An 8,482-nucleotide genomic window follows, 5' to 3' on the forward strand; every position below is an offset into this window, starting at 1 on the left:
GAATACACGGGCCAGCAATACTCCGGATCCTGTTGTGGAAGTCCAGAAGGGAGTTACGGCAACAGGAGTATTGGGAAAAGTTCCGAAAATAAACGGAGCCGCAGCCGCGGAATAATCGACGATACTCATCATTTCGTTTGCATTTGGCAATCTCCAATCAGTGCGACCCGCAAAATTAAGAATGTCACAGTAATTGAGCGCAGCCGCCCAAGTGATTGTGTTGGCGACACCTACGACACAGCCTGCTCCTATAAGTCCGGCCGCGCACTTTTGCCAAAGAAGTCCGGTATTCTGATCAAAAACGGTATCCGTTGCAACCGCCGGAGGAGGTAAAAAAGAATTGTCCACAAACGAAGGCGCAGGGATTGAATTTCCTGAAACACAACGCAAATACCGAACCACGGCTTTGCCCACGCTGAATGCTTGACTCCCGTTTGCAAAATCGGTAGTAAACACTTGGCCCGGTAAAGGGACTCGAGTCGTATTCGATATGTATGTGATTAAGCTATTGGTATTCGGAAACGCCGCCGCATCTATGTAAGGGATGGCCCCAGAACCATTTATGAGAGAGCTAAGTTCTCGAATGGTGGGGATTCTCCAGTCCGTTTTTCCCGCGTAGCCGCGACCATCATTGAGAGTATTGAGTTCCGCACAACTTCCGGCAACTCCCGCGTCTGCATCGTTCCAGGTGATGGGAACGATCGTTCCCGCAGAACAATCCGCTCCGCTGAGTCCCTGAGCGCAGGTTCTCCAAGTCAAGCCGTGCACTTGATCCAGGGTTGTATAGTCGTTGGGATATCTACAGTGTTGTGTAGGCGTGCTAAAGGAGCGCGCGACAGGTATGTCGTTGAATTCTCCATCCTGATTGGTACCCGCACAAGCGACAACGGTTCCCGCCGTATCCCAACATTGAGTTTGCCCGGTATCCATTATCGCCGCCGGTGTGAAGTTCAAATTGGGTCCGGGACATTCAGCGGAATTGTCCGAGGAGTTCGAAGAGTCTGAGTTCAGCTTGAGTAGCTGTTGAAATATTGCGTATGGAGGGTCCGGTTTTTTCGGCCGATGAATGCAATTCAAAAGGCATACAACCAAGATTCCAAAAATTGCGTTCATATATTTAGAAAAGTTTGAACGTTGTATCGGATGTTCATACCAAATCTCAAAAACGTTTTTTTGGGATTCGATTACGCGCAAAAACTCCGCATCGTTTTGAAATTTTTTTTCGTTCAAAAAATGAAAACGCATGCTTTATTATACACGCAAATTTTATCTTTTAGTCTTTAAATTCGAAATTAAAAAGTTCAGCTTATATTCCGGAGAATGCCCAAGTATAACGAAGCGGGATGAAATTAGTTATTTGAGTGGATATTACTTTGAGCTTATCCCAAAAACCCGTTTATTTTTCCGCTTCGACAACGTGGATTCGTTTCAAAGTTCACGGCATTCTATTATGTAGGGATCGGTAGGAGATATAAGCGGGTAGGACTTTGGAGCTTTACATACGGACTAAAGATCTTACTTGGGATCGTTTTACTCCAAATCCCTTCTCAACTTGTATTGGGTATGATTGTAATGAATGGATTTTAGGAATTTATTCTCCGCCGATCCATCTGTATTTCTCGTAAGGAGGATCGATTTCCAAAATCTGTACCTGCCCTTGATCGATCAGCTTTCGAATTAAAGAATGCAGGATCGCGAGCGCCGTATTGTAATAACCGCTATTCGCCACTTTCTCACCCATCGCTTCGAGAACCAAAGTGGAAAGATCCTGATCGTTCTCCTTCAATCGACGCACCACTCCTCTTTCCAAAAGATTTAAGGTTTTTGAAAGTAGTTTGATCGCCCTTTGAGGATCGTCGGGTTCGGGTCCGTGTGCGGGAAGAAGCCTTCGGATCGGCAATTTGGAAAGACGATCCAAGGATTTGTGATAGTCGTATAAGTTTCCGTCGATCTCCGCGTAAATGGAAGAGATGTTTTGAAGCACCAAATCCCCCGTAAAATAAATCTTTTCCCCTAAAATATAAGGAGTCAAATGCCAGCGATTGTGACCTGGAGTATGCAGAATTCCGATTTCCCTGCCTCCGACCTTGATCACGTCCCCTTCCACGAGTTCCACGTCGAAGTCCAAATAAGGATCGACTCTTTCCGAGTTGTCCAACGCATCATGAAATTCGAATATACCAGTATCCACTCTTTTGAGTTCCGCGGCTCTTGTCGTATTATCGTGATGCCCCTTATACACGAGGCGTCTCATAGCCCTTTGAAAAACCTGAACGAACTCCACATAATTTCCGATCTCCGCGGCCATTCCGGTCATTGCATACAACTTTGCGTCCGTATAATAACGCAGAGTCAAGGCCGCGCTCATATGATCGAGATGATTGTGGGTATAGATGATATGTTTGATTTTGTTTAAGGAAAGACCGATGGTTTTTAAAGCCTTTTGTAAAAGACCGAGGTTTTCGATATAACCCGAGTCGATAATGGTGGGTTCCCCGTCGGGAAGAATATAAATATTGTTGGGAGAATAAAAAGGTTGAGGAATTTCAGTCTTAAAAATCCCGTCACCGATATCCTTTACTTCCGGAACAGAATCATACCGGTGAATTTTCATTCAATTCTCCCAAAGAGATCTTTTTTGAATACAAGTTCCTTGGACGTATAAAGGCTGCAATTGAAATTTCAAATACCGACTTCTTCGGATTCAAAGATCCGATGTCGTATTAATTTCGATCGCAACAAACTTTTACCGCTTCGGCCAATTGTTTCGGGTCCCAGGGTTTCGGTAAAACGGCGTAAGTGCCCGCTTCTTTTTTCACTCTTTCCACCGCGGCTTCGTCTACGTGCCCCGTAATCAATATGGAACGAATCTCCGGATATTTTTGATGAACGTGGATTAAAAACTCGTCCCCCTTGATCCCGGGCATACGCCAATCGGACAAAATCAAAATTACGTTGACTCCGTTCTCCGACAAATCATCCACAACTTCCAACGCTTCATTCGCGTTAATTGCGGTTTCATATTGAAACTCGTTTCCGAATTGTTTTTTTAGTTCCTGTTTTAATGCGATCAAAATGATAGGCTCGTCGTCCACACAAAGAATCGCATTGTTTTTTATCATATCTTTCAAAAGATCTTCTCCGTTTATACAGAACGCGCGGACTTCAACCACACGCTGAACTTCGTTCTTCCGGGAACACTCTCAAACTCTATCCTACCGCCCATCTTCTCTATGATCTTTTTGCAGATATCCAGCCCTAAACCGATCCCCTCGCCTTGTTTTTTCGTAGTGAAAAAAGGTTCGAAAATTTTATCTTTTACCGAATCCGGAATACCTCCGCCGGAATCGACAAAGGAAGTGACGATCCAAGAATCTCTTTCTTCCAGGCCGATTTCAATCTTCCCTTGATAATTCATGGATTGCAAACCATTATTTAAAAGATTGATCCAAACTTGATTGAGCTTATTCCCGTTTCCGAGACAAAGCCCCGTCGTTTTATAATCTTTGATGATCTCGACGCCGTATTTAATTTTAGTATGATACAAGGTGAGTATGGTTTCAATCTCGGACTTTATATCCACCGGCGCGATATCCTCGTCCTGTTCACTTCCTCCCGGATTCAAATAGTTTTTCAAAGCCTCCACAACGTGAGAAGCCTTACCGCTTGCGATGGAAATTACGTTGCTCAATCGAACGATCGTGGAAAGCGAACCTATCGTATTTAATAGATTCATTCGTTTTTCCGATCCCAAAAGATCGACGAGTCTTTCACCGAGTCGATATACTCCGATATCCAAAACCATATTTGTCACGTCGTTGTAATCGTCCATTCCCGCTTTTTTAAACATCTGAAGCAGATCTTTTTTCAAACTTCGATCCGGAATAATTTCGGATTGAAACGCGTCCTTTAAACTTTCCTCCAGAAGAACGTTGAACTGTTCGGATTCTTTTTCGTTAAAACTCGAAAGGAGTTCCGGGATTCCCTTCAATTCCCTTTGAAGAATTTCCAAAACGGCCCGGTTGGAAGACGCGATCGCACCTAACGGAGTATTCAGTTCGTGGGTCATCCCCGCGGCGAGTTGTCCAAGTGCGGCCAATTTTTCGGAGAGAAGCAGTTGATCCTGCGCGTCCTTCAATTCCTTCATGATCTTTTCGAGATTGTTCACCGCGTCTCTCAAATCCGAGTTGGATTTGCGGAGTTCTTCGGTTCGAATATCGATTTTTCTTTCCAGATTGGCGTTTAGATCCAGAATCGTTTCTTCCGCTTCCTTACTTTTGGTGATGTCGTAAATGATTCCGAAAATCTGTTTCGGCGCCCCGGCCGCGTTTCTTTTATAAACCCTTTCCCGGGATATGAGCCACCTCCATCTCCCGCCGTCGTGGTGTTTCATTCTATATGAGTTTTCTATAATATCTTTGTCGTTCGCCTTCGCGTATTGGGGAACCATTTCGGCGTCGTATTTTAGAAAATCTTCGGGATGCATCAGATTTGGAATCATCCGCTCTCCCATACTTTTGACCTCCATTACGGAATATCCCAGAACGATTTCGATCCCGTCGTTGATGTAGACGTATCTCTTCTCTTCAATATCATAAATATATAATATATCCGGAGTGATGTCCAGAATCGATTCGATGAACCTATTTCTTTCCATAAGTTTCTCTTCGATTTGTTTCCTTTCCGTAATGTCCACCGTAACGCCGCGCAACCACTTGGGTTTGTTTCCCTTTACGATCACCTTTACGATATCCCTGAGCCAAACGACTGTCCCGTCGCTCCTCATAAATCTATATTCGAAATCGTAGGCTTCCATTTTTACAGTACGGTTGTTTCGGAAATCCACGGCCCATATCTTATCTTCCGGATGCAGATGATCCGCCCAAAATCCGGGCTCGTTCCAATCTTCCACCGAATAACCGAGTGTATCCACGACTTGCTGGCTCACAAACGTGAACTTAAACGTGGAAGTGTCCGCCTCCCAAACGATCCCGGGAGTCGTATCCACCAGATCCCTGAATTGTTCTTCGCTGGATTTCGTCCTTTTAAAAGATTCCTGAAGTTGTTCGGCCATGTGATTGAACGTAAGAGAAAGAGATCCCAACTCTTCCAATCGACTTGCGGGAACTCTTTGATCGAAATCTCCCTTTGCCATTTCCACGCTCGCATTCGAGATTCTCCGTATGGGAGACGTTACGATTCCCGCAAGAAGAGCCGCGATCAAAAGCGACGAGGTCAAAGCGACCGCGAACACCATCGCCGATTGACTGCTTCCGATCCTCACTCCTTCCAGATAATACGCGGAAGGAATCGAAGTGATCAGTATCCAATTCGTATTCCCGCTATTGTCCTGATACGGAGTCGCCCGAGTAAGCCAAGTTTCCATCGACAACGGTTTTGCCGTGACCACGTCGAATCGGAACTGAATCGGCTCGTAAAGCGCATTCAAATTTCCTAATTTACTTTGAAGCGTTCGGACGGCGTTTGCGGTTACGGGATCCTCGTTCGAATCCCGGCCCGTCTCATTTTTTTTCTCAGCCTTGGAAGACCCAACCACCTGTCCCGAACGATCGATGATGATCGCACGGCCGTGTGCCGCGAGGTTCGTGGATTTGAGAAGACGACGGATTCCGCTCAAACGTACCGACTCGTTCTCCTTTTGTTTTTTTTCGAGATATTGATCCAAATGAAGGTTGATACTTTCCGATATTTCCTGATGTAATCTTCCCGCGAGTTTATCCGCCGCCATCTCGGAACTTTTCAGATTCAAATACGCGGTCGCCCCGACCATGACCAAAACAAGAAGAATAAACGGGGCCACCAAAAACATACGAATCGGCAAACCTTGGATCGAATTTTCGTCCTCTCCGTTGTTCCTTTTTTCCCACTGAAATTTCTTAAGATCAAAATGGGATTCTCGAACGTGTCCCGGAATCTCCGCCCAAAACATTCCGTATTTCCGAGCGAGAGGAAGCGCGGCAAACATCGCAAACGGTGCGATCACCCAAGTGATCGAAGTCGTAAAAAATAAAGCGGGGGTGATGTTTCTATAAGAGATCGAAGGCGAAAATTGTTTGGAACAAAGATAACCCCAGAGTTGAGGTTCGATCATCATAAAGACGATCACAAAAAGAAAATACTTTAGCCAAACTTTGATCTTCGTAAAGTTCGGATCCTTTCCGATCAATCGATACGCGATCCAAAAACACGAAGGATTGATGAAGTAACCTACGAGCCAATCGAGTAAAAAATCGGGTGGAACTCCTTCGATCAAATCCGAAAGCGCATAAGCGAACGGAACCGCAATTAACGCCGGATAACCGAACAAAAGGATACAAAGAAAAACGGAAAGATCCTTGAGCGATTCGAACGTTTGAGCTCCCGGAACTAAAACGATAAAAGAACCCAAATAACCCGTGATAAAAATGAATACGAACGTGAAAGGAATGCTCAAAAGGGCCTGAGTGTCCCAGAATTGTATTTCTCTTTTAAAACCGAGACCGCCTGCGATTTTCAAACGAAAACCGGTGAATGCAGAAATCATAAAAGCGAATCCTACGATAAATCCCAGAAGTCCCCAAATTTCAAGAATCGGAAGTGGAATCGATTCGAAAATGGTTTCAAGCCGTTGAATGATGACGTGCATCCCTACCTCGCCCAAAAAAAATCATAATTGCTATAAACACAGAAACAATCCGGGAGCCGGAAAAAAATCTTAAAAGACGATTCCACGGGCTGTAAATCAAATTCCGGACGTCGAACGGATTTTCTAAGGTAGGATTCGAATCTCTCACTCGAATCGCAAGAACCTCTGACTTCTCAAGACGGATCGTGCCGATTCATTTTTGAACCCAAATCAAACGTTCTTTACATACTTAAAATTTTTCTTTTGAAGGCATGCTTCAAAACCGCTGAAAAAAAATTTTAAACAAAAACGGTCAAACGAAGCTATTTCCGGTTTTATCCATTACCGGAACCCGTTTTATTTTTACGTTAGATCGCCTATTCTTTCGAATTTTGATTCAGAATCTGGGTTCGGCGGAACGATCTTTTAGACACGAGGTCAAAGTCTGAAAGCGATCGGTTCATTTCATTCTTGACCAAGATTCGCTTTTCGATCACTATTACTCTAAAGGTATTCTATGAAACGTTCTTATATCGGATTTTTTATATCGATTTTCTTTTCGGCGATTTTACTCGATTGCGAACATAAGGATCAAAACAAGATCGATCTTCAAGTTCTCGTTGTCGCGACCGGAAACATAATTACCATCAACGGAGAAGTGGACCCCGATAAAATTTCCTCCTGCGGAGTCGCAGTTCCCGGAACCACCGCCACCGGTACGACGGGCACGACGGGAGGAAATACCGGAGCCACAACGACCCCCTCGGGATCTTCCGGCTCTTCAACTCGTTATACGGTCACAAGCCAGTTGATCATGAAGAATACCGCCGAAGCGATGGTACTACGATTCCAATTCGATTCCGCCCAGTATCAAGGATCGGTGGATCCGCAACAAGGATTCAGTTATTCCGGCGGAGCTTTCGGAAGGACGGTGACGGGTAACGTAGGTAAGGTGGAATGGGGATCTTCCGGAGTTCCGGTATATCCAAGTGGCAACGGAGCCGCTCAGCAGCAGACCTTACAATACTTGGACATCGATATATCCCTCTCCGGAAAATTACTCGATAGTTCCACGACCACAGGAATTCTCAATCAGTGTTACACATCGGACAACGTAAATTGCACCTCGGTCACGACAACACAACAGTGTTTTACCCAGGACAACAAATCTTGCGTTTCCACCGCCTCGGCTGCGGGTTCTGCGGTTACGATTACTGGAAACATCTCCTGCAACGCGCCTAACGTGATCCCGAGCGGTTCCTCGACACAGTAATTTCGATTAGACTTGTCAAAACTTTCATAGTCCGGCGACGAACGGACACTCATTGACCGCGTTCATCAGGTTGAGATTTATTATATCATAATATAATAAATTTTCTCTTTTTTATCCGATTTTTGGAACATTCGACTTTTCTTGTATGTTACTGATCCCTATAAAATCATAACCTTATTACTCACAAATATTTGGATCTCAAGATAAGAACCTTTCCCTTTCTTTGCTTCGCAAAGAAGCCGCCGCTTCCCGGCGGCTCAAGTGATCACTATCTGAACTCAGTGAAACGCTCACTACGGATCGCGTTTCGGGTCGCGAAAGGTTTAACTCAATCTCGCTCCCTGCCGAATGACCCATAGAGAATGAGGCACCTATTTCAAGTGATCACTATCTGAACTCAGTGAAACGCTCACTACGGATCGCGTTTCGGGTCGCGAAAGGTTTAACTCAATCTCGCTCCCTACGGGTCGCTCGATAGGGACAGAACCTTGCAGCTTGATCTTTTTGATAATGTAAAATTAAGTTTTGGGACGCGCTGTAAATCTGTCGGAATTACGACAATCTACTGTAAAACAAGCAAGCCC

General features: G+C 44.8%; 5 protein-coding genes (1 of these 5 running past the window's edge). 1 reads left to right on the forward strand and 4 read right to left on the reverse strand.

Going from position 1 to position 8,482, the window contains the following annotated elements; translation table 11 throughout:
- The 4 genes from LEP1GSC194_RS09525 to LEP1GSC194_RS09540 all read right to left on the reverse strand — a co-directional run.
- On the reverse strand, positions 1 to 1,113 hold the 5' portion of the coding sequence (locus tag LEP1GSC194_RS09525; RefSeq protein ID WP_036042034.1) for an Lcl C-terminal domain-containing protein. It extends 93 nt beyond the left edge of the window; only the first 1,113 of its 1,206 coding nucleotides appear in the window; its start codon is at positions 1,111 to 1,113; its stop codon lies beyond the left edge, outside the window.
- A 478-nt stretch (positions 1,114 to 1,591) separates the two neighbouring features.
- Positions 1,592 to 2,614, reverse strand: a complete 1,023-nt coding sequence (locus LEP1GSC194_RS09530; RefSeq protein ID WP_020773400.1) for an MBL fold metallo-hydrolase — start codon at positions 2,612 to 2,614, stop codon at positions 1,592 to 1,594.
- A 109-nt stretch (positions 2,615 to 2,723) separates the two neighbouring features.
- Complete coding sequence (locus tag LEP1GSC194_RS09535; protein WP_036042036.1) at positions 2,724 to 3,131, reverse strand: response regulator; 408 nt, start codon at positions 3,129 to 3,131, stop codon at positions 2,724 to 2,726.
- Between the two features lie 14 nt (positions 3,132 to 3,145).
- The gene (locus tag LEP1GSC194_RS09540) at positions 3,146 to 6,646 is read right to left on the reverse strand and encodes a PAS domain-containing protein (RefSeq protein ID WP_020773397.1); all 3,501 of its coding nucleotides are present in this window, start codon (positions 6,644 to 6,646) and stop codon (positions 3,146 to 3,148) included.
- Between the two features lie 496 nt (positions 6,647 to 7,142).
- Between LEP1GSC194_RS09540 and LEP1GSC194_RS09545 the strand changes: the two genes are divergently transcribed.
- Complete coding sequence (locus tag LEP1GSC194_RS09545; RefSeq protein WP_020773396.1) at positions 7,143 to 7,898, forward strand: LIC10920 family plasminogen-binding lipoprotein; 756 nt, start codon at positions 7,143 to 7,145, stop codon at positions 7,896 to 7,898.
- Positions 7,899 to 8,482 lie beyond the last annotated feature (584 nt).

The sequence above is a fragment of the Leptospira alstonii serovar Sichuan str. 79601 genome (assembly GCF_000347175.1).
Classification (GTDB): Bacteria; Spirochaetota; Leptospiria; order Leptospirales; family Leptospiraceae; genus Leptospira; species Leptospira alstonii.

Excerpts from the sequence above, each read along its gene's own strand:
- LEP1GSC194_RS09530 (WP_020773400.1), bottom strand. The coding sequence starts at position 2,614 with ATGAAAATTCACCGGTATGATTCTGTTCCGGAAGTAAAGGATATCGGT.
- LEP1GSC194_RS09545 (WP_020773396.1), top strand. The coding sequence starts at position 7,143 with ATGAAACGTTCTTATATCGGATTTTTTATATCGATTTTCTTTTCGGCG.
- LEP1GSC194_RS09540 (WP_020773397.1), bottom strand. The coding sequence starts at position 6,646 with ATGCACGTCATCATTCAACGGCTTGAAACCATTTTCGAATCGATTCCA.